This window comes from Vibrio sp. 10N.222.52.B7, assembly GCF_041474275.1.
GTDB classification, from domain to species: Bacteria; Pseudomonadota; Gammaproteobacteria; order Enterobacterales; family Vibrionaceae; genus Vibrio; species Vibrio crassostreae_C.
In genome coordinates, this window is record NZ_JBFRTU010000207.1 from 1 (window position 1) to 1,282 (window position 1,282).

1 protein-coding gene and 1 pseudogene are annotated in these 1,282 nt (G+C 39.2%); both read left to right on the forward strand.

Annotated features, from left to right (window positions below; genetic code table 11):
- A pseudogene (locus tag AB4512_RS22420) lies at nt 1-461 on the forward strand (hypothetical protein); the annotation flags it as partial.
- Nucleotides 462-725: 264 nt separating this feature from the next.
- Nucleotides 726-1,163, forward strand: a complete 438-nt coding sequence (locus AB4512_RS22425) for a nuclear transport factor 2 family protein (protein ID WP_372175744.1) — start codon at nt 726-728, stop codon at nt 1,161-1,163.
- Nucleotides 1,164-1,282 lie beyond the last annotated feature (119 nt).

Sequence of the window (1,282 nt, forward strand, 5' to 3'; positions counted from 1 at the left end):
AAGACTGTATCAATATTATAAAAGCTATTGATTATCAAAATGTTAGTGTTTTTAGCTCGCCGTGTGATCTCAACAAAACTCAGATATTTAATGTGGCGGACTGCGATCAGCAAGAGCCACGCAAGGAGAAGTGGTATTCCATTCACCCATTTAAGGAAGGTGGCAATGATGCCATTCAGCCTTTGTATGATGAGAAAGAGTATTCAAACGGTCTAGTGTCCGTTCATATTCTTCCATCAGTGAAAGTAAACCTGATAAAGGAGTTAATATCCATGAATGTTTTAAATGAACCGACAGAGTATGTCGAAGAGAAACTAACGGATTTAAAAAACGAAGCACATGCAGATAACAACCAAGTCATAAATAAAGGTGAGGGTAATATTGAATTACAAGTGAATACTCATGATCGCCAGCTTGAGCAGTATGGCCGAAAGTACCATCAAGATTTTGATTTCGACTAAAGTCTAATATTTCTACTGATTTTATTTAGAGCTCATATAGATCTAGTGATTACGAGATAAATAAAATTAGAACACCAATTAATTTATAAAAAGATGAAATCTGTGAGCTTAAAGATTGTTTATAAAGTAACTCGAAGTTAGAGTGATGAATCTTGTTATCAAGTTGTTAAATTTTTACAGATCTAGTTTAAACACTCTAATAAAAAAGTGGCGCAAAGCTACTGAAATTTAAACCAATAACGAAAACATAAAGGATTCTGGAATATGAATATGCAAACCAATGCATCGACATTCGTGCTGGAAAACCAAGTCGACACCGCCTTTTTACAGTCTTTTAGTGATGCATGGAATAACCATGATATTGAAGCGCTAATGTCGTTTATGACCGAAGACTGTGTCTTCCACACCGTGGCAGGAGAAGGCGAACTTGGAAACACTATCGAAGGGTACGAAGCCGTTCGCAATAGCTTTGAATTGGTTTGGCAGAACTTTCCAGATGCAGCCTGGAGCGATCCTGTCCACTTTGTGTGTGGAGACCGCGCGGTAAGCGAATCAACGTTCTCTGCGACTAACCCAGATGGCACCGTCATCGAAGCTCGTATGGTTGATGTGTTTACCCTGAAAGATGGAAAAATCAGCGTAAAAAATGCCTTCCGTAAAACACGACCTCTTTTGACTCCTAACAACACTCCCAAGAGCTAGACACGAAACCAAAATCAGTCCACGTGTTATGACTAGGAGAGTCGAATTATGAGTTTAGTAATGGAACAACCGGCAGCCGATGTGCCGCCAAAGGTGACAAGCACCCAAGCAAAAGAAAG

Excerpts from the sequence above, each read along its gene's own strand:
- AB4512_RS22425 (WP_372175744.1), top strand. The coding sequence starts at position 726 with ATGAATATGCAAACCAATGCATCGACATTCGTGCTGGAAAACCAAGTC.